The sequence below is a fragment of the Mesorhizobium sp. CU3 genome, assembly GCF_006442965.1.
GTDB lineage: Bacteria > Pseudomonadota > Alphaproteobacteria > Rhizobiales > Rhizobiaceae > Mesorhizobium.
The window spans coordinates 128,289-146,174 of sequence record NZ_VFWX01000006.1; the positions used below are offsets into that span (position 1 = coordinate 128,289).

Sequence of the window (17,886 nt, forward strand, 5' to 3'; positions counted from 1 at the left end):
CACGCAGCCGGATTGGCTGTCTCCAACGGAAGGATTGGGAGAAAATGAACACGAGTGCATTGATCCGTCCGGCCTGGACGCCGGCCACCATCGCGCTGATGGTCATCGGCTTCATGGTGTTCTGGCCGCTCGGCTTCGCCATGCTCGCCTACATCATCTGGGGCGACCGGCTCGATGGCTTCAAGCGCGACGTCAACCGCGCCACCGACGGCATCTTCGCCGGCTGCCGCCGCGGTTCCGACAAGGCGGCCCGCTGGGGCCACGGTTCGGCCCGCACCGGCAATGTCGCTTTCGACGACTGGCGCGAGAAGGAACTCGAGCGCCTGGCCGAAGAGCGCCGCAAGCTCGACGATATGCTGACCGAGTTCGACGATTATGCTCGCGAACTGCGCCGCGCAAAGGACCAGGACGAGTTCGACCGCTTCATGGCGAACCGCAACAAGCATACCGCGCCGACCACCACCGGCTCGACCGACAAGACGGCGCCGAAGCGCGGCAAGGGCACCAACCTGCTCGACGACTGAGATCCTGCGACAGGTCTTGGCATGATCAACGGCGTCGCATCTTGCGGCGCCGTTTCTTTTTTGTTCTACAGGCAGTTCCAGGAAAAGTGCATAGCGGTTAACGACCGCAATTGCGCAGAAATAAGCACTTAGAGCGGGGCAGCGCCCTTTGGTCGAAGCCGAACCGCCCTAAGTGTGACGTCCCTCCACTGGCCGTTTCCTTCGAATCGCGTATCGTCCCCCCATGACCCTCGGCTTCTTTCGCAACCTGACCAAGCCCAAGCCCAAGCCCGTCGTGGAGCGCGAACATTGCGTCGCCGGCCGCACGCTGCCGCTGAAAATCGTCGAAAGCGCCAGGGCCAGACGGCTGACGCTGCGCATCGATTCCGGCGGCCAGGGCCTGCGCGTCACCGTGCCGCCCGGCCTGCGCCGCGGCGAGGTGGAAAAATTCCTCGACCGCCACCAGGACTGGCTGGAGCAGCGCCTGGCCAAGGTGCCGGCGCGCCCGCAGGTGCGGCCCGGCATCAAGATTCCGATCCGCGGCGTGCCGCATCGCATCGTTCATGAGCCGGCAAAGCGCGGCACCGTCACCGTCTCGCGCGACGAGCGCGGTCCACTGCTGATCGTCCATGGCGAGCGGATCCATCTGCCGCGCCGCATCGCCGATTACCTCAAGCGCGAGGCCAAGAAGGAGATCGAGAAGCTGGTGGTCAAGCACACCGAGGCGATCGGCAAGCGGGCCAAGGCGATAAGGTACAAGGATACCTCAAGTCGCTGGGGGTCATGCACTTCGGAGGGCAACCTCTCCTTCTCCTGGCGCATCATGATGGCGCCCCAGCCGGTGATAAACTACCTGGTGGCGCATGAGGTGGCGCATCTCAAGGAGATGAACCACGGCCCGAAGTTTTGGAAATTGTGCGAGAAGCTTTGTCCGGACACCGACCGCTGCAAAGACTGGCTGAAGCGCAATGGCGGGGCGCTGCAGGCGATTGTGTTTGAGTAGGCTGTGGCAGATGGCAGCAGTGCGAAGAACGCGGTTACTGCTGGAGATTAGCCGAGCCATCTCAGCTTCGTCATACTAGGGCGAAGCAAGGAGCGAAGCGACGCGCGCAGACCCTAGTATCCATGCCGTGACGTCCGAGCGCCGCAGCGGTTCAGAAGTTGCTTTGACTTGATGAGAGGCGTCCCGGAACGGCGTTTTGTTCTCCATCGCCGCACACTGCGGTCGATGTAACGGCATGGATCCTAGGGTCTGCGCCGCGTCGCGTCGCTCCTTGCTCCGCCCTAGGATGACGATGGCGCGGTTGCCTCGCCTCGCGAACGCCCCTCAATCGTCATTCGCAGCATTCAACTCCTCCGGCCGCAGCCCTTCATCGGCATGCGGCCAGGGCAAAAAATCACGGTCGAACGCATCGCTGCTGAAATACTCCAGCGCCCGGTGCGCCTCGGCGCCGTTGAAGGCGGCCTTGGCCATCAGATGCGCGATCACCTCGCGCGCCTGCGCGATCTTCTGCTTCAGTTCGGCGACGGTTGGGTCGGCCATGCTCGCTGCTCCCGCCTGCTATCCAGTTGAAACCTAGCGCTTCCGGTGCCCATGGCAACAGCATGCTTTTTCTCGACTCTTAGCGGTTTTCGTGCCAATCCCGCGCCATGACGCTCGACATCAAGATCTGCGGATTGAAGACCGACGCCGCGATGGCCGTCGCCCTTGCCGGTGGCGCCAGCCATGTCGGCTTCATCTTCTTCCGCAAAAGCCCGCGTTACGTCGAGCCGGCCGAGGCCGGCCGCCTGCGCGAAGCGGCGCGTGGCAAGGCGCTGGCGGTTGCCGTCGCCGTCGATGCCGATGATGCGTTCCTGGACGAGATCGTCGCCAAAATGCAGCCGGACATGCTGCAATTGCATGGTTCGGAAACCCCTGAACGGGTGGCCGAGCTCAAGGCGCGCTACGGCCTGCCGGCGATGAAGGCACTGTCGATCAGCGAAGCAAGCGATCTCGATCGGATAAAACCCTTTATCGGTGTCGCCGATCGCTTCCTGCTGGACTCCAAGCCGCCGAAAGGCTCGCAAATGCCGGGCGGCAACGGCGTCGCCTTCGACTGGCGCATCCTTGCCGGCCTTGACGCCGGGCTCGATTACATGCTTTCCGGTGGACTCAACGCCGCCAATATCGGCGATGCCCTGAGGCTTGCCAATCCGCCCGGAATAGATGTTTCGTCCGGCGTGGAAAGTGCGCCGGGCGTCAAGGATCCGGCGCTGATCGTTGAGTTTTTCCGGGCCGTCAGGGCCGCGCGCGACGACCGCGCCGCCTGAAAGCGCAATTCACACTAGGAGATCGGCGATGAACAAGCCGGCTATGCCCAATTCCTTCCGCACCGGACCCGACGAGCAGGGAATGTTCGGCATTTTCGGCGGTCGTTTCGTTGCCGAAACGCTGATGCCGCTGATCCTCGATCTGGAAGAGCAGTGGAACAAGGCCAAGACCGATCCCGAGTTCAAGGCCGAGTTGCAGAACCTCTCCACCCACTATGCCGGCCGGCCGTCGAAGCTTTATTTCGCCGAAGGCCTGACGAAGCATCTCGGCGGCGCCAAAGTCTATTTCAAGCGCGAGGACCTGAACCACACCGGCTCGCACAAGATCAACAACTGCCTCGGCCAGATCCTGCTCGCCAAGCGCATGGGCAAGAAGCGCATCATCGCCGAGACCGGCGCCGGCCAGCATGGCGTCGCTTCCGCCACCGTCGCGGCGCGCTTCGGCTATCCTTGCGTGGTCTACATGGGCGCCACCGACGTCGCCCGCCAGAGCCCGAACGTCTTTCGCATGAAGCTGCTCGGCGCCGAGGTACGGCCGGTCACCGCCGGTCACGGCACTCTGAAGGACGCGATGAACGAGGCGCTGCGCGACTGGGTCACCAATGTCGAGGACACCTATTACCTGATCGGCACCGCCGCCGGTCCGCATCCCTATCCGGAGCTGGTACGCGACTTCCAGTCGGTGATCGGCTCGGAAGCCCGCGCCCAGATGCTGGAGCAGGAAGGCCGGCTGCCCGACGTCATCATCGCCGCGGTCGGCGGCGGCTCCAACGCCATCGGCCTGTTCCATCCTTTCCTCGACGACAAGGATGTCCGCATCATCGGCATCGAGGCTGGCGGGCGCGGCCTGGACGGCATCGAGCACTGCGCCTCGATGAATGCCGGCAAGCCCGGCGTGCTGCACGGCAACCGCACCTATCTGTTGCAGAATGCCGACGGCCAGATCCTCGACGGCCATTCGATCTCGGCCGGCCTCGACTACCCGGGCGTCGGCCCGGAACATTCCTGGCTGCGCGATTCGGGCCGCGTGCAGTATGAGCCGATCCTCGACGACGAGGCGCTGGAGGCCTTCCAGCTCACCACCCGCGTCGAAGGCATCATTCCGGCGCTGGAATCGGCGCATGCCATCGCCCATGCGATGAAGATCGTGCCCAAGATGGACAAGGACCAGCTCGTCATCGTCAACCTGTCCGGCCGCGGCGACAAGGACGTGCATACGGTGGCCAACATGCTGGGCATGGAGATCTAGGCCCTTTGGACAGTTCGACTTGGGAGTTGATTGTGAGCAACATTTATCCAAAGGGCCAGAAATGACCACCCGCATCGACCGCCGCATGGCGAAGCTGAAAGCCGAGGGCCGCCCGGCGCTCGTCACCTACATCATGGGCGGCGACCCCGACTATGAGACCTCGCTGTCGATCATGAAGGCGCTGCCCGTTTCAGGCAGCGACGTCATCGAGCTCGGCATGCCCTTCTCCGACCCGATGGCCGACGGTCCGGCCATCCAGGCGGCGGGCCTGCGCGCGCTGAAGGCCGGCCAGACGCTGGCCAGGACGCTGAAGATGGCCTCGGAATTCCGCGCCGTCGACAACGACACGCCGATAGTGCTGATGGGCTATTACAACCCGATCTACATCTACGGCGTCGACCGCTTCCTCACCGATGCCAAGGCCAGCGGCATCGACGGGCTGATCGTCGTCGACCTGCCGCCGGAGATGGACGAGGAGCTCTGCATTCCGGCGCTGAAGGCCGGTGTCAACTTCATCCGCCTGGCGACGCCGACCACCGACGACAAGCGCCTGCCCAAGGTTTTGGAGAACACCTCCGGCTTCGTCTACTACGTGTCGATGACCGGTATCACCGGCTCGGCCTTGGCCGACACCGCCAAGGTCTCGGCGGCGGTCACGCGCATCAAGGGCCATACGGCGCTGCCGGTCTGCGTCGGCTTCGGCGTCAAGACCGCCGAGCAGGCGCGCGTCATCGGCGCCTCGGCCGACGGCGTCGTGGTCGGCACGGCGATCGTCAACGCGGTCGCCAATGTGCTGGGGCCGAAGGGCGAAAAGACCGCCGATCCGGCCGAAGCCGTCGCCACGCTGGTAAGCGGCCTTGCACAGGGCGTGCGCGCGGCACGCCTTGCTGCCGCCGAATAGCCTGACTATCTGTTTGCCAAGCAATTCCGGACGGAAAACCGCCACAGATTTTTCCTGAATTGCTCGAAGTCTCTTCCAGGACAGGAGCCGAAGCCATGAACTGGATCACCAATTACGTCCGCCCGAAGATCAATTCGATGCTCGGCCGCCGCGCCGAGATGCCGGAGAACCTCTGGATCAAGGATCCCGAGACCGGCGAGATGATCTTCCACAAGGATCTCGAATCCAACCAGTTCGTCATCCCGGCCTCCGGCCACCACATGAAGATCTCGGCCAAGGAGCGGCTGCGCTATTTCTTCGACGACGGCAAATACGAGACGCTGGACAACCCCAAGGTCGTGCAGGATCCGCTGAGATTCCGCGATGAGAAGCGCTACACCGACCGCCTGAAGGACGCCAAGGCCAAGACCGGGCTCGAGGATGCGATCGTCAATGCGCTGGGCAGCATCGACGGCCTGCCGGTCGTCGTCACCGTGCAGGATTTCGCCTTCATGGGCGGCTCGCTCGGCATGGCCGCGGGCGACGCCATCGTGCATGCCTTCGAGGTCGCGCTGCAGCGCAAGCGGCCGCTGATCCTGTTCGCCGCCTCCGGCGGCGCGCGCATGCAGGAAGGGATTCTTTCGCTGATGCAATTGCCGCGCACCACGGTCGGCGTCGACCGGCTGAAGGAAGCCGGCCTGCCCTATATCGTCGTGCTGACCAACCCGACCACCGGCGGCGTCACCGCTTCCTACGCCATGCTGGGCGACGTCCACATCGCCGAGCCCGGCGCGCTGATCGGCTTCGCCGGCCCGCGCGTCATCGAGCAGACCATTCGCGAAAAGCTGCCCGACGGGTTCCAGCGCGCCGAATATCTGATGGAGCACGGCATGGTCGACATGGTCGTGTCGCGCCTGGAAATGCGCTCGACCATCTCCCGGCTTTTGAAGATGCTGCTCAAGATGCCGGAAGCGCAGAAGCCGCTGGAGCCGGAAATCCTGCCGCCCGCGGTGGTCAACGGCGACGCGCGGCCGCACGCCTGAAGCGACATCGTTCGCCGCAACCCCTTATTGCGCTGCGCAGTACGTGCTGTAGCTTCGAGCAGCACATGGTCTTTTCGAAACCGATTCCCGGTTTTGGAATTGCGCGCTAGGATTCCGCCATGACAACGCTCGCCGCCGACCGCGAAATCGAACATCTGATGACGCTGCATCCGAAGGGTTTCGACCTTTCGCTGGACCGCATCACCCGCCTGCTCGAGCGCCTCGGCAACCCGCAGGACCGGCTGCCGCCGGTCATCCATATCGCCGGCACCAACGGCAAGGGCTCCTGCGCCGCCTTCTCGCGGGCGCTGCTGGAGGCCGCGGGTCATCTCGTCCATGTCCACACCTCGCCGCATCTGGTCAATTGGGCCGAGCGCTACCGGCTGGCGGCCGAAGGTGGCGGCAGGCTGGTCGAGGACGACGTCTTCGCCGAAGCCATCGCCCGTGTCGCCAAGGCCAATGAAGGCCAGAAGATCACCGTCTTCGAGATCCTTTCCGCCGTCACCTTCATCCTGTTTTCCGAGCATCCGGCGGAAGCGGCGATCATCGAAGTGGGGCTCGGCGGCCGCTTCGACGCCACCAATGTAGTCGCGCGCCCGGCCGTGTCGGTGATCATGCCGATATCGATGGACCATGAGGCCTATCTCGGCGATCGCGTCGAGCTGATCGCCGCCGAAAAGGCCGGCATCATGAAGCGCGGCTGCCCGGTGGTGATCGGCGCCCAGGAAAGCGAGACCGCGCTGCAGGTGCTGATCGAAACCGCCGAGCGGCTGGATTGCCCGACGGTGGTCTACGGCCAGGATTTCCTCGCCTTCGAGGAAAACGGCCGCATGGTCTATCAGGACGAGGACGGACTGATGGACCTGCCTGTGCCGCGCCTGCCCGGACGTCACCAGTTCGCCAACGCCGCCGCGGCGATCGCCGCGATCAAGGCGGCCGGCTTCGAGATCGGCCACCGCGCCGCCGAGCGGGCGATGACGCATGTCGCCTGGCCGGCGCGCATGCAGAAGCTGACACAAGGCAAACTGGTCGACTTCGCGCCGAAGGGCGCCGAGATCTGGCTGGATGGCGGCCACAACCCGGGCGCCGGCATCGTCATCGCCGAGGCGCTGGCCGAGCAGGAGGAGAAGCATCCAAGGCCGCTGATCCTGATCTCCGGCATGATCAACACCAAGGACCAGACTGGCTATTTCAGCGCCTTCAAGGGCCTTGCCCGGCATGTCTACACGGTGCCGGTCGCCAACAGCGAATCCGGCGTGCCAAACGACGAATTGGCGCTGCGCGCCGAGGAAGCCGGTCTGTCGGCCGAGCCGGTCAGTTCGGTCGCCAGCGCGCTGATGCTGTTGCGCGATTCATGGGACGGCCCGGCGCCGCGAATCCTGATCGGCGGCTCGCTCTATTTCGCCGGCGAGGTGCTGGCCGAGAACGGCACGCCGCCAACCTGAAACCTTTCGGCGGGGGTCGAAAGGAATCGGCCATGATCAAGGTCAACCAGCTCGCCCATGTCTGCATCTTCGCGCATGACCTGAAGGCGACGCGCGCCTTCTACCGCGATGTGCTCGGCATGGACACGCGCTTCAACTTCCTGCGCGACGGCAAGGTCTTCGGCTTCTATCTGGATTGCGGCGGCCGCAGCCATGTCGAGGTGTTCGAGAAGAGCGAGGCCAGCTACAGCGACCGCAACCAGATCAACCACTTCTGCCTGGAGGTGGAAGATATCGACGCCGCGATCTCCCATATCCGCTCGAAGGGCGTCACGGTGACGCCGAAGAAGCTCGCCTGCGACGACACTTTCCAAGCCTGGATCGCCGACCCCAACGGCGTGCGGATCGAGCTGTTCCAATACACCGCCAAAAGCGCGCAGTTCACCGGCGAGGATCGCGTCGCCGACTGGTGACTAATTCAGCTGATTGATCGGTTCGAGATCTGCTCGAGCCCTCGGTCTTCGCGGATGATTTTCGCCAGATCGATGTCGGTCCCGCAGGTTGCAGCTAGGCGAGTGTAGAAGGTGGACGCAGGTTCGCGCCCAGCTTCCCGGTTCTCATAGTATTCAAGCGCGCGTTCGACGACGTCTGTTATGGAACGGTTCTCGCGACGCGCAAGGCGATGAGCAAGGTCCCGTGCTTTCGCGCTACGAACTGACAGCTTTGGTTCGGCCATTTGAAACTCCGCTTGCCGGAAATAGATACCGACAGAACCAGCCATCAAGATGGCTAGCCATCCAGCTCACTTCAGCTCGATCTCGATGAAAGCATATTCGCCGTCATTGGCGTTGATGACGTCGTGCTCGACGCCTTCCCGGCGGAAATAGGGGGCGCCCTGTTTCATCTCGGCGAAGGATTCGCCGTCCTTGGTCAACAGCTTCACCTTGCCGTCCATCAGCGGCACCACGACATAGTCATGGCCGTGCCGGTGCCAGCCGGTGTTGTCGCCGGGCTGGAAGCGGTACTCGGTTACGATGACGCGCTCATTGTCGATGAAGACGGTGGCCTTGGCGGATCCGGTCATGAAGCTCTCCTTTGTCCTGGCACACAGGAAAGGAGATGGCGTGCCGAAGCGGCAGGGCCAGGGCGCCATCAGCCATGACGCCAAAGAAAAGCCCGGCGCGATGGCCGGGCTTGATCTTGGAAACTTGCGCTTGGCTCAGGCGAGGCTGCCATTGATCCAGTGCGACAGCGCGGTTTTCGGCAGGGCACCGACCTTGATGTCGGCCACTTCGCCGCCCTTGAAGATCATCAGCGTCGGAATCGAGCGCACGCCGAACTGGGCGGCAAGCTCGGGATTCTCGTCGATGTTGAGCTTGGCGATCTTGACCTTGGAGCCCAGCTCCTTGGCGATCTCTTCCAGCGACGGGCCGATCATCTTGCACGGGCCGCACCATTCCGCCCAGAAATCCACCACGACCGGCTCCTTGGCGTTGAGCACATCGGCCTGGAAACTGCCCTTGTCGACCTTGACGGTGGCCATGCTGAAATCCTTTCGAAAACTCGGGTTGCACCAAATGTGGTGGTTGTGGCGGCACTATTCAAGCAGTTCTTGTGTCACGCTGCCGTGAGTCGGGCAAGGGCATCGTCCATGGCCGCTGCCGGCAGTTCGATCAGGCGCGGCGCCTCGGTGAACAACAGTGCCGCCGTCACCGCGCGGCCCGGATAGAGCGGCTGCAGCAGCGCGCGATAGAGCGCCAGCTGCAGGATGTAGGCCGGCGGCACCTGCGTCAGGCTATCGGGCGCCGGCCGGTTGGTCTTGTAGTCGACAATAAGGACCTTTTCCGGCGTCACTGCCAGACGGTCGATCTTGCCGGAGATCGAGCGCAGCCTGCCCTTCACCTCCAGGCTGCCCATCACCGCCACCTCGGCGCGCGAGGCTGGCGAAAAGATCGCGCCGAAGCGGCTGTCGGACAGGATCGAAAGCACCGCATCCAGCGCCTTGTCGCGTTCGGCCTGCGGCCAATCGGTGCCTGCCCGCGCCAGGTAGCGTTCCGCCGCGCCGCGTCTTTCCTCCTCGGCGATGCCGGGCAGCATTTGCAGCAATTTGTGCAGGGTAAGGCCCCGCACCACCGCGAAGCGGGGTTCGGCCTGGGCGTCGAGCACCGGCGAGCGCGTGTCCGGCAATGCTTCGTTCGCCTCGTCGATCAGCGCCGAGGCGCCGGATGGCGACAGCGGCCGAGGCAGGTCCTCGTAAGGCGGCAGCGGCCGGGACAGGCCGTCCGGCAAGGGCAACGAATGCTCGATCGGGCTCTCCACCGTACCCGCGGCGAGCGCCACCGGCGGCAGCTTGGTCATGTGGAAGCGATGCACGCCTATATCGGCTGTCGCCGGATGACGGCGTTCTGTGCTTTCCGGCGCGCCGCTGAGCGCCCGGCTGACGATCGAATGCCAGGTGCCGGAGCTCGGCTGCCTTTTGCCGTGATAGCCGCAGACGACCAGCCGGTCCTCGGCGCGCGTCATGCCGACATAGAGCAGCCGCCGGTATTCGTCGTCGGCGAGCTCGCGCGCCCGGGCCGAGGCGGCGCGGGAGACGCCATTGGCGACGTCGCTGGCCGAGCGCCACAGATAGCCCTTGCCCTTCCATTGGGATCCCGAGCTCTCGAACGGCATCAGCCGCGGCAGATGCTGGTCGCTGAACGGCGCCGAGCCGCCATCGACCAGGAACACCACCGGCGCTTCGAGACCCTTGGCGGCGTGCACGGTCATGACGCGCACCTCGTCGCGGGTCTGGTCCATTTCGCGTTTGATCTCCGGGCCGGCGTTTTCCAGCGTCGACAGGAAAGCTTCCAGCCCCGGCAGTCCGGTGCGCTCCTCGGCGAGGCAGAAGCTCAGGAACTCGTCGAGGATGTCGCCGGCCTCCGGCCCGAGCCGCGCCGTCATTTTTCGGCGCAGCCCGTCGCGGGCCAGAAGGGCGGCATAGAATTCGAACACCGGCTTGAAGGCGACTTCGTTCGCCCAGGCGTCGAGCCGGCTAACCACGGCGGCCAGGGCCTCGTCGCCGGCCGCATGCTGCCGCAGCGAGGCGATCAGCGATTGGCCCTTCGCCCGCTCGCCGCCAAGCGCCAAAAGCGTGTCCTCCGAAACCTCGAAGATCGGGCTGCGCAGCACGGCGGCCAGCGAAAGATCGTCTTCCGGCTGGATCAGGAAATGCCCGAGCGCGATCAGGTCCTGCACGGCGATATGGCCGGGCAAGCTCAACCTGTCCGCGCCGGCAACCGGGATCTGCCGGTTCTTCAGGCTGCGCGACAGCGCATGGACAAAGCGGTCGCGCTTGCGCACCAGGACGAGGATGTCGCCGGCGGTCAGTTTCCTGCCCTTGCCTTCGATCGTCTCGCCTTGCTTGAGCCAGTTCTGGATGGTCGTCGCCACATGTTCGGCGACGCGCACCGCCGGCGCGCTGGCATGGTTGACCGGCAAGGTCCAGTCGTCCGGCTCCTCGACCATCTCGGCGCCGACCGACGGCCACACCTCGACATAACCCGGCGCGTCGATGCGGATCGCCTGGTGTTTCAGCGGATCGGGATCGTGGCTGATGCCGCGCCGCACGCCCGGTTCGGCAAAGACGCGGTCGACGGCGGCGAGCACATCGTCGCTCGAACGGAACGACCAGGTGAGCTTGAGATTGGCGAAGGCGGCTTCCGCGTCGCGCACGCGGCCGGCAAACAGAAGTCGGCTGTCGGCAAAGGAATCGGGTGCGGCGCCCTGGAACGAATAGATCGACTGTTTTTCGTCGCCGACGGCGAACACCGTGCGCCGCACCGCCTCGCGCTGGCCGAGTCCGGCGAAGAACTCTTCGGTCAGCTTCTTCACCACCTCCCATTGGTCGGGGCTGGTGTCCTGCGCCTCGTCGAGCAGGATGTGGTCGATGCCCTGGTCGAGCTTGTATTGCACCCACGGCCCGGCATCCGGGCGCGAGAGCAGGCTGACCGTGCGGGTGATGAGGTCGTTGAAGTCGAGGAAGCCACGCCCGCGCTTCAACTGCTCGTAGCGCGCGATCAGCCAGCCGGCGACCGTCAGCGCGGCCGCCGTGCCTTCGATCATGCGAAACAGCGCCAGCCGGTCGGAGACGTCGAGGATCGCCTTGGCCGCCTTGAGATAGCGTTCGGCCAGGTCGGGCAGTTGGTCGACCAGCGCCTTCCTGAAGATCTTGGGCGGGTCGTAGGGGTCGCCATCCGAGCGCAGGAAGGCCTTGGCGAGCAGCCGCAGCCGCCGGATCGGATCGGCTTCGGCAAAGGCGCCCCGTGCATAAGGCAGCACATTGTTCAGCACCTGTTTCGCGTCGACGGCCTCGGCGGCACGCGCGAATTCGGCGAACTGGTCAGGCGAAAAACCCGGTAGCGGCCAGATGGAAGCGGCGATGTCGTCAGCCGTCTCCGCAGGCTGGAAGCCGAATTCGGCGAATAGCGACCGGAAACCCCGTTCCTTGCCCAGCCTGGCGATGAAGCCGCGCAACTCGTCGCGCTTGTTGACGATTTCGGCAAGCAGCGTGTCGAGCCCGAATTCGCCACCGCGTTCCAGAACCATGGCAAAGGCTTCCGCCAGGCCTTCGACGCCGGCGCCTGCCCCCGAGATCATGTCGCGGCGGGCATCGCCGAACAGCGAGGCTTCCATCTGCGGATCGAGCATCTCGAAATGCGCCGGGATGTTGGCTTCGAGCGGGAACTGGTGCAGCACCGATTCGCAGAAGGCGTGGATGGTCTGGATCTTCAACCCGCCCGGCGTCTCGAGCGCCTCGGCGAACAGCCGGCGCGCGCGCCGCATGGTGTCGCGGTCAGCGGCATGCCCGTCGAGCGCCGCGATCTTCGCCGCCAACTCGCCGTCCGGCAGCGCCGTCCACTCCGACAGCGTCGAGAACACCCGGTTCGACATGTTGGCGGCCGCCGCCCGCGTGTAAGTCAGGCACAGGATCTTCGACGGATCGGTGCCGTTGAGCAGAAGTCGAATGACGCGCTGCGCCAGCACATGCGTCTTGCCCGAGCCGGCATTGGCCGACACCCAGGCCGAATTCGCCGGATCGGAAGCGCGCGCCTGGCTGGCGGCGGTATCTGTGGGGATCGGATACTTCATCCGTCCGCCTCATCTTCGCTGGCGCCGCCGGCCGACCATTCGAGCACGCGCGCCAGATGGTCGTAATCGCCATCGGCGTCGCCCTCGCGGAACGGCAGCGCGCGCGACAGATAGCCGGTGGTCGGATCGGCATAGTGGAACAACAGCCGCTCCAGCCGCGCCCAGGCTTCCTCCGACAGGTCGTTGGCGGTGCGGGGCTTGCGGTTGTATTCGAGGATCGATTCCTCGAACACCTCGCCATTCGGCTTCAGCCGAACGAAGGCCAGTTGCGAAGGTTCGCGGATGCCGAGTTCCTTGAAGGCGCCGCGCCTGAGCAACGCGCCTTCGAGCGCCAGCTGCGGCGATAAAAGCGTGTGCGCCTGCGCCTTGGAGGGCGAGGAGCCTGTCTTGTAGTCGAGGATGTCGGCCATGCCGCCGAAAAGCAGGTCGACACGGTCGGCATAGCCGGACAGCGTCACGCCGGTACGCCCGACGACGGTCTTTTCGGCGCGTTCTTCCGCATGGCGCCGGGCGACCGTATCGGCGCGCGTATGCTCCCATTCGACGATGCTGGCCGCGAGCTTTTCGAAGCGCGGCCACCACACCGCCGCGATGTCTGGCGGAAGCGCTGCGTCGGCAAAGCAAACCCGCCCCGCCTCGATAAGGGCTTCGAGCGCGCCCGGCGCGCGCGGGTCTTCCACCCGCCGCGAAAACAGATGCAGGATCTCGTGGAACAGCGTGCCGCGCTCGGCGGCGCCCGGGTCGCGGATCAGGGGTTCGAGCGGCATCAGGCCGAGGATGCGGCGGGCATAGACCGCGTATGGATCGCGGCGCAGCGTCTCGATCTCTGTGACGGAAAAATGCCCTGGACGCAGGCTGAGCGGCGGCTTCGGCTGCGGGCGTGGCGCAAAATCCTTCTTGTCGCCGGCGTCCAGCGCGCGCGCCCAGCCGAGCAGCGCATCGCCGCGCCTGCGGAGCGCGGTCGCCTCACCTTTGCCGATGAAGGTCAGCATGCGTTGCAGCCAGCGCGAAGGCACCGCCGGTGCGTCGCCGGAGCGCGCCGCCCGCGTCAGCACCACCTCTTTGGTACCCATCGCCATCTGGAAGTCGTGTGCCGCAAGGCCGATGCGCCGTTCCGGCGGCTCGAGGTCGATGCCGGTCTTCATCAGCCGCGACATGAAGCGGTCGCTCTCCGGCTTGCGCGGCCACACCCCTTCATTGAGCCCGCCGATGACCAGCGTATCGACGCTTTGCAGGCGGGCTTCCAGCGCGCCCCAGATGGCGATGTTGCGGTCGGTGCCTTGCGCCGGCTTCACGGTCTCCGGCGCGATCAGCGCGTCCATCACATCCGGCCATTCGCTGGCGGGAAAAGTGAAGGGTGAGGACACGGCCACCAGTCCGCGCAACAGCTCGGCCAGCTCCTCGCCGGCGTCGCCGTTATAGAGCGCCGTCACGCTGCCGTCGGCCGCGCGACCAAGCGCCTCCAGTACAGCGGCGCTGGCGCGCGTCAGCGTCGCGATGTCGGCATCCTTTTCCTCGCGGATCGCCGTAAGCGCGGAGAGCGCATCGGTAAGGCGGCTAAGCATATCGCGCGACTGCTCGATCGCGCGCACGCTGAGCCGCGAAAACCAGAAGGGCTGGCGGCTGTCGCCGCTCAATCCGGCGAGCCGGGTTTCGAACAGCGCGTCGAGCATGGCTATATCGGGGCGGCCGGTGCCGCCGCGCAGGGCCACAAGCTCGACAAGCTCGGCCGCCTTGCGCACCATCTGGCGCTCGAGACCAAGGCCAAGCAACGGGTGGTTGAGCAGCGACAAGAGCCCGACCGGATCGCCAGGCCGGAACGCGGCCTGCAGCGCCAGCCTGAGCAGCGTCGCCACCGGCGTGTTGGTGAGCGGTGCGCCGCCGGAATCGTCGGCGACGACGCCGAAACGCAACAGCTCGGCCGACACACGCCGCGCCAGCGCGCGGTCGCCGGTGACGAGCGCGGCGCGCTTGCCGGGTATCTCGACGGCGCGCTTCAGCGCAATGGCGATCGCGGCGGCTTCGTCGCGTTCGTTGGCGGCTTCCACCAGCGTCACGCCGGCCAGCGCCTGTTCGATGTCATCGGCTGAAAATCGCGGCCGCGTCTCCGTCCAGTGCTCGGTCGTCTCGGCCGGCCGCAGCGCTTCGCCGACCAACGCCGCGCGCAGCGCGAGCGGCGTTGTCGCCGCGCCGATCTCCTCGACATCGCGGCGCGGCATGCCGATGCCGCCGATCAGTTTTGCCAGGCCATATTGCGGATGGCCGAGCGTTGCCGGACGCGCGCCGGGCGCCGTTATCGCCGCGAAAGACGCATCGTCCAGTTCGCGGTCGAGCCCTGGCAGCACAACGGCGCCGTTGGGCAGGCCGGCGATGACGCCGAGCAGCTCGGCGGTGGCGGGAATGGAGCCGGTCGAACCGGCCGCGATAACCGGTCCCGCAGGCGGATTGCGCTTCAGTCGCGCCGCTTCCAGCTTGATCAGCGCGCTGCGATGCGCGGCCGGGTTGGAGCGGTTGCGCTCCTTCAGCAACTCCGGCCAGTTGTCGGTGACAATGCCGAGGAAATCCAGCGTCACCTGCCACCATCCGGCGAGATTGCCGGGTACCAGCGCCGCGAGCTTCGCCCAATCCGTACCCTCGGTCTCGATCTCGTCCATCAGCCGGGCGAGGTCGCGCGCCAGCCAGATGGCGTCGGCGGCCGAGGTCGGCACCACGAATTCCTCGTTGAAGCGCTGCCTGACATGCGCCGGCAGGCTTTCCTTCCAGGCGCGCACCAGCGGCGCCAGCAAAAGCAGCCGCTCCTGCGCGCCGATCGGCGGCGTCAGCTCGATGGCCGGAGCCGCTTCGGCGTCGAAAGCCGCTTCGTCCTCGTCGAATTCGCCCAGCGGTCGCACCGTCGGCAGGATGGCCGAGCGCCGGCCCAATACTTCGACGAAGACGCCGCGCAAGGCGCGCGCGGCGCGCCGCGTCGGCACATAGATGGTGGCGTCGGCCAGCGCCAGCGGGTCGCCGTCGAAGCGGAAACCGGGGATCAGGCGGCCGTCGAGCAACGCCCCCGCCAGAGTCGGCAGGAACGGCGCTCCGGATGGGATGGAAAGAACGCGGCGCGCGCCGCTCATACCGCTTTCGCGAGCGCGCCGGTCACGGCGGCTTCGGCAGCAGGGATCGCGTCCGGCGTGCCGACGGTGATCCAGCGGCCGCGCATCTGCATGCCGAACAACCGCCCGGCGGCGATCGCCGTGTCGAAATAGGCATTGAGCGAATGCGGGCCTGCGGGGGCGTTCTTGAAGATGCGCGGATGGATGATCGCGGCACCTGCATAGATCAATCCAGCAGGGTCGCCTTTCGAGCGGCGCAGTGCGCCATCCGGCGCGACCAGGAAGTCCGTGCCGACGCCGTGCCCCGTCGCTGAGTCGAGATCGGCAAGCATCAAGAGAATATCCATTCTCCCGGCATCCCATGCAAGGGCGAGACGGTCGAGGCTGGGCTGGCCGCCGTCGATCCAGAATGTGTCGGCATTGATGATGTAGAACGGCTCGCTGCCCAGCAGCGGTAGCGCCTTGACGATGCCGCCTGCCGAATCCAGCAAGCCCTCGCGCTCGTCGGAAATGACGATCTTAGGCGCCTTGCGGCCGGCGACATGGGCGGTGATCTGCTCCGGCAGGTAATGCACGTTGACGACGGCCTTGCCGATGCCGGCGGCCTGCAGGCTGTCCAGCCCCCAATCGAGCAGCGTCTTGCCGGCGATCTTGACCAGCGGCTTCGGCATCGTGTCGGTGATCGGCCGCATGCGCTTGCCGAGGCCGGCCGCCAGCACCATTGCGGTCGTCGGCTTCATGGCGCGCGTTCCTCGAGCAGCCCGTGGGCCATGTAAAAGTCCTTCAGCTTGCTGAGCTCCGGATGCGCCAGTGCCCGCCTCAGATAATCGCGGATGCGCGGCAGGTGTTTCAGATAATAGGGTTTGCCGTCGCGCTTTTCGAGCCGCACGAAAATGCCGAGGATCTTCGAATTACGCTGCGCCGCCATGATTGCATAGGCCTCGGCGAAAGTGGCCTCGTCGAAGGCTCCGGCACTGCGCCGCGCCGCGACATAGGCCGCGAAAGTTCGCCGCTCGATCTCGGGCGAAACGGTGACGCGAGCATCCATGGCCAGCGAGGCGACGTCATAGGCGGCCGGGCCGATCAGCGCATCCTGGACATCGACGATGCCGAGCCGGTCGAGGCCGTTACGTTCAGCGCGCCAGATGATGTTGGGCGAATGGAAGTCGCGCAGCATCAGCGTGTACTCGCTGCCCGCGAGGCGGTCGAGCACCGCATTCCACGCCGCATGATAGCCGGCCCGCAAATCGTCGTTTGCCGGCTTGCCGGTGATCCAGGGCACATACCAGTCGACCAGAAGATCGGCCTCGATCAGCATGGCGTCGCGGTCGAAGGGCGGCACGTCGTGGAACACGCCGGGCGCGGCCTCCATATGCTCGGGCCAGGCCTCGTCATGCATCATGGCGAGCAGCTCCGCCGCCGCCTCGTAGCGCTCGGCGATCGGCTGGCCATCGCTGCCCAGAAAGCCTTCCGAGCCGAGATGCTCGATGAGCAGAAAACCCTGGTCGAGGTCCTGCGCGTGGATCACCGGCACGCTGACCCCGGCGGCAAGCAATGCCCGGTCGATGGCGACGAAAGCGGCGACGGACTGTGCGGTATGGGCGATCACCGCATAAGGCTTGCCGTCGCGCACCGGCGGACCGAGCACGAGGCGCGGCGAGTTCATCAGCACACGTGGCGCCTGGCCGGGCAGTGAGACGATCTCGTAGGAGCGCGCCGAGGCGTCGCCGACGAAATAGCGTCGGCTGGCATCGCCCCAGCCGGCGTAGTCAAGAAAGTCGCGCATGGCCAGCGATCGCGCCGCACGCTCGAAGACCGGCCCCTGTCCGGACAGCCTTGCGACGCGGCCTTCGCCTTGCTCGGCAAGCTCGACCCAAAGCGCGTTTGCCGGCAAGCGGTCGCCGGCGCGTTCCGGCCATTCGATCAGCGCCGCGCCCTGCGCCAGCGCGTCTTCGAGGCCCAGCTCGTCGAGCTCGTCCGGTGAGGCGAGACGGTAGAGGTCGAAATGGCTGACCGGAACGCGCGTTTCGTAGCTCTGCACCAGCGTGAAGGTCGGGCTAGGCACTTCGAGGCCGGCATCGTCGGCCAGCGCCCGGATCAGCGCGCGCGCCAGCGTCGACTTGCCGGCGCCGAGATCGCCCTTGAGCGCGATCGCATCGCCGGCGCGCAGCGCCATGGCGAGATCCTCGCCAAGCCTTGCCGTTGCCGCCTCGTCGGCTAGAAAACGCTCCAGCATCGTCTGCGTCATACGG

16 protein-coding genes are annotated in these 17,886 nt (G+C 65.8%); 8 read left to right on the forward strand and 8 right to left on the reverse strand.

Annotation, left to right across the window (positions count from 1 at the left end; all coding sequences use genetic code 11):
• The first annotated feature begins 44 nt into the window (after positions 1 to 44).
• Together FJ988_RS11285 and FJ988_RS11290 are read left to right on the forward strand one after the other, a co-directional pair.
• Positions 45 to 524, forward strand: a complete 480-nt coding sequence (locus FJ988_RS11285) for a DUF2852 domain-containing protein (RefSeq protein ID WP_140817491.1) — start codon at positions 45 to 47, stop codon at positions 522 to 524.
• A gap of 223 nt (positions 525 to 747) precedes the next feature.
• The gene (locus FJ988_RS11290; protein ID WP_140817493.1) at positions 748 to 1,506 is read left to right on the forward strand and encodes a M48 family metallopeptidase; all 759 of its coding nucleotides are present in this window, start codon (positions 748 to 750) and stop codon (positions 1,504 to 1,506) included.
• A 324-nt stretch (positions 1,507 to 1,830) separates the two neighbouring features.
• Here FJ988_RS11290 and FJ988_RS11295 read toward each other — a convergent pair whose 3' ends face one another.
• Positions 1,831 to 2,046 carry a hypothetical protein gene (locus FJ988_RS11295; protein WP_140817495.1) on the reverse strand — a complete coding sequence of 72 codons (216 nt, stop codon included), beginning with the start codon at positions 2,044 to 2,046 and terminating at the stop codon, positions 1,831 to 1,833.
• Positions 2,047 to 2,153: 107 nt separating this feature from the next.
• Between FJ988_RS11295 and FJ988_RS11300 the strand changes: the two genes are divergently transcribed.
• From FJ988_RS11300 to FJ988_RS11325, 6 genes are all read left to right on the forward strand, one after another.
• Positions 2,154 to 2,813, forward strand: a complete 660-nt coding sequence (locus tag FJ988_RS11300; RefSeq protein WP_140817497.1) for a phosphoribosylanthranilate isomerase — start codon at positions 2,154 to 2,156, stop codon at positions 2,811 to 2,813.
• Between the two features lie 28 nt (positions 2,814 to 2,841).
• Positions 2,842 to 4,062 (forward strand): tryptophan synthase subunit beta, encoded by a 1,221-nt coding sequence (gene trpB, locus FJ988_RS11305; protein ID WP_140817500.1) that lies wholly within the window; start codon positions 2,842 to 2,844, stop codon positions 4,060 to 4,062.
• Between the two features lie 61 nt (positions 4,063 to 4,123).
• Positions 4,124 to 4,963, forward strand: coding sequence for a tryptophan synthase subunit alpha (gene trpA / locus FJ988_RS11310; RefSeq protein ID WP_140817502.1), 840 nt, complete (start codon positions 4,124 to 4,126; stop codon positions 4,961 to 4,963).
• 95 nt (positions 4,964 to 5,058) lie between these two features.
• Complete coding sequence (gene accD / locus FJ988_RS11315; RefSeq protein ID WP_140817505.1) at positions 5,059 to 5,985, forward strand: acetyl-CoA carboxylase, carboxyltransferase subunit beta; 927 nt, start codon at positions 5,059 to 5,061, stop codon at positions 5,983 to 5,985.
• A gap of 119 nt (positions 5,986 to 6,104) precedes the next feature.
• Positions 6,105 to 7,430: a folylpolyglutamate synthase/dihydrofolate synthase family protein gene (locus FJ988_RS11320; protein WP_140817507.1), complete on the forward strand. Its 1,326-nt coding sequence runs from the start codon at positions 6,105 to 6,107 to the stop codon at positions 7,428 to 7,430.
• Between the two features lie 32 nt (positions 7,431 to 7,462).
• A complete protein-coding gene (locus FJ988_RS11325) occupies positions 7,463 to 7,882 on the forward strand; it encodes a VOC family protein (RefSeq protein WP_140817509.1) in 420 nt (139 codons plus the stop codon).
• A 5-nt stretch (positions 7,883 to 7,887) separates the two neighbouring features.
• Here FJ988_RS11325 and FJ988_RS11330 read toward each other — a convergent pair whose 3' ends face one another.
• The 7 genes from FJ988_RS11330 to tsaE all read right to left on the reverse strand — a co-directional run bounded on the left by FJ988_RS11330 (position 7,888) and on the right by tsaE (position 17,882).
• Positions 7,888 to 8,145 (reverse strand): type II toxin-antitoxin system VapB family antitoxin, encoded by a 258-nt coding sequence (locus FJ988_RS11330; RefSeq protein WP_140817511.1) that lies wholly within the window; start codon positions 8,143 to 8,145, stop codon positions 7,888 to 7,890.
• 66 nt (positions 8,146 to 8,211) lie between these two features.
• Positions 8,212 to 8,493 carry a cupin domain-containing protein gene (locus tag FJ988_RS11335; RefSeq protein WP_140817514.1) on the reverse strand — a complete coding sequence of 94 codons (282 nt, stop codon included), beginning with the start codon at positions 8,491 to 8,493 and terminating at the stop codon, positions 8,212 to 8,214.
• A 135-nt stretch (positions 8,494 to 8,628) separates the two neighbouring features.
• Positions 8,629 to 8,952, reverse strand: a complete 324-nt coding sequence (trxA, locus tag FJ988_RS11340; RefSeq protein ID WP_140817516.1) for a thioredoxin — start codon at positions 8,950 to 8,952, stop codon at positions 8,629 to 8,631.
• 74 nt (positions 8,953 to 9,026) lie between these two features.
• Positions 9,027 to 12,539: a double-strand break repair helicase AddA gene (gene addA / locus FJ988_RS11345; protein WP_140817519.1), complete on the reverse strand. Its 3,513-nt coding sequence runs from the start codon at positions 12,537 to 12,539 to the stop codon at positions 9,027 to 9,029.
• Entirely contained in the window at positions 12,536 to 15,655 is a 3,120-nt protein-coding gene (addB, locus tag FJ988_RS11350) for a double-strand break repair protein AddB (RefSeq protein ID WP_140817521.1), read from the reverse strand. Before addB ends, addA begins: the two co-directional genes overlap by 4 nt.
• Positions 15,652 to 16,374, reverse strand: coding sequence for a nucleotidyltransferase family protein (locus FJ988_RS11355; protein WP_140817524.1), 723 nt, complete (start codon positions 16,372 to 16,374; stop codon positions 15,652 to 15,654). Before FJ988_RS11355 ends, addB begins: the two co-directional genes overlap by 4 nt.
• Positions 16,371 to 17,882, reverse strand: coding sequence for a tRNA (adenosine(37)-N6)-threonylcarbamoyltransferase complex ATPase subunit type 1 TsaE (gene tsaE / locus FJ988_RS11360; protein ID WP_140817526.1), 1,512 nt, complete (start codon positions 17,880 to 17,882; stop codon positions 16,371 to 16,373). The genes FJ988_RS11355 and tsaE overlap by 4 nt, the downstream gene beginning before the upstream one ends.
• Between the last annotated feature and the right edge of the window lie 4 nt (positions 17,883 to 17,886).

What these genes read in the sequence shown, in the direction of transcription:
- FJ988_RS11285 (WP_140817491.1), top strand. Translation starts at nt 45, where the DNA reads ATGAACACGAGTGCATTGATCCGTCCGGCCTGGACGCCGGCCACCATC.
- FJ988_RS11290 (WP_140817493.1), top strand. Translation starts at nt 748, where the DNA reads ATGACCCTCGGCTTCTTTCGCAACCTGACCAAGCCCAAGCCCAAGCCC.
- FJ988_RS11295 (WP_140817495.1), bottom strand. Translation starts at nt 2,046, where the DNA reads ATGGCCGACCCAACCGTCGCCGAACTGAAGCAGAAGATCGCGCAGGCG.
- FJ988_RS11300 (WP_140817497.1), top strand. Translation starts at nt 2,154, where the DNA reads ATGACGCTCGACATCAAGATCTGCGGATTGAAGACCGACGCCGCGATG.
- trpB (WP_140817500.1), top strand. Translation starts at nt 2,842, where the DNA reads ATGAACAAGCCGGCTATGCCCAATTCCTTCCGCACCGGACCCGACGAG.
- trpA (WP_140817502.1), top strand. Translation starts at nt 4,124, where the DNA reads ATGACCACCCGCATCGACCGCCGCATGGCGAAGCTGAAAGCCGAGGGC.
- accD (WP_140817505.1), top strand. Translation starts at nt 5,059, where the DNA reads ATGAACTGGATCACCAATTACGTCCGCCCGAAGATCAATTCGATGCTC.
- FJ988_RS11320 (WP_140817507.1), top strand. Translation starts at nt 6,105, where the DNA reads ATGACAACGCTCGCCGCCGACCGCGAAATCGAACATCTGATGACGCTG.
- FJ988_RS11325 (WP_140817509.1), top strand. Translation starts at nt 7,463, where the DNA reads ATGATCAAGGTCAACCAGCTCGCCCATGTCTGCATCTTCGCGCATGAC.
- FJ988_RS11330 (WP_140817511.1), bottom strand. Translation starts at nt 8,145, where the DNA reads ATGGCCGAACCAAAGCTGTCAGTTCGTAGCGCGAAAGCACGGGACCTT.
- FJ988_RS11335 (WP_140817514.1), bottom strand. Translation starts at nt 8,493, where the DNA reads ATGACCGGATCCGCCAAGGCCACCGTCTTCATCGACAATGAGCGCGTC.
- trxA (WP_140817516.1), bottom strand. Translation starts at nt 8,952, where the DNA reads ATGGCCACCGTCAAGGTCGACAAGGGCAGTTTCCAGGCCGATGTGCTC.
- addA (WP_140817519.1), bottom strand. Translation starts at nt 12,539, where the DNA reads ATGAAGTATCCGATCCCCACAGATACCGCCGCCAGCCAGGCGCGCGCT.
- addB (WP_140817521.1), bottom strand. Translation starts at nt 15,655, where the DNA reads ATGAGCGGCGCGCGCCGCGTTCTTTCCATCCCATCCGGAGCGCCGTTC.
- FJ988_RS11355 (WP_140817524.1), bottom strand. Translation starts at nt 16,374, where the DNA reads ATGAAGCCGACGACCGCAATGGTGCTGGCGGCCGGCCTCGGCAAGCGC.
- tsaE (WP_140817526.1), bottom strand. Translation starts at nt 17,882, where the DNA reads ATGACGCAGACGATGCTGGAGCGTTTTCTAGCCGACGAGGCGGCAACG.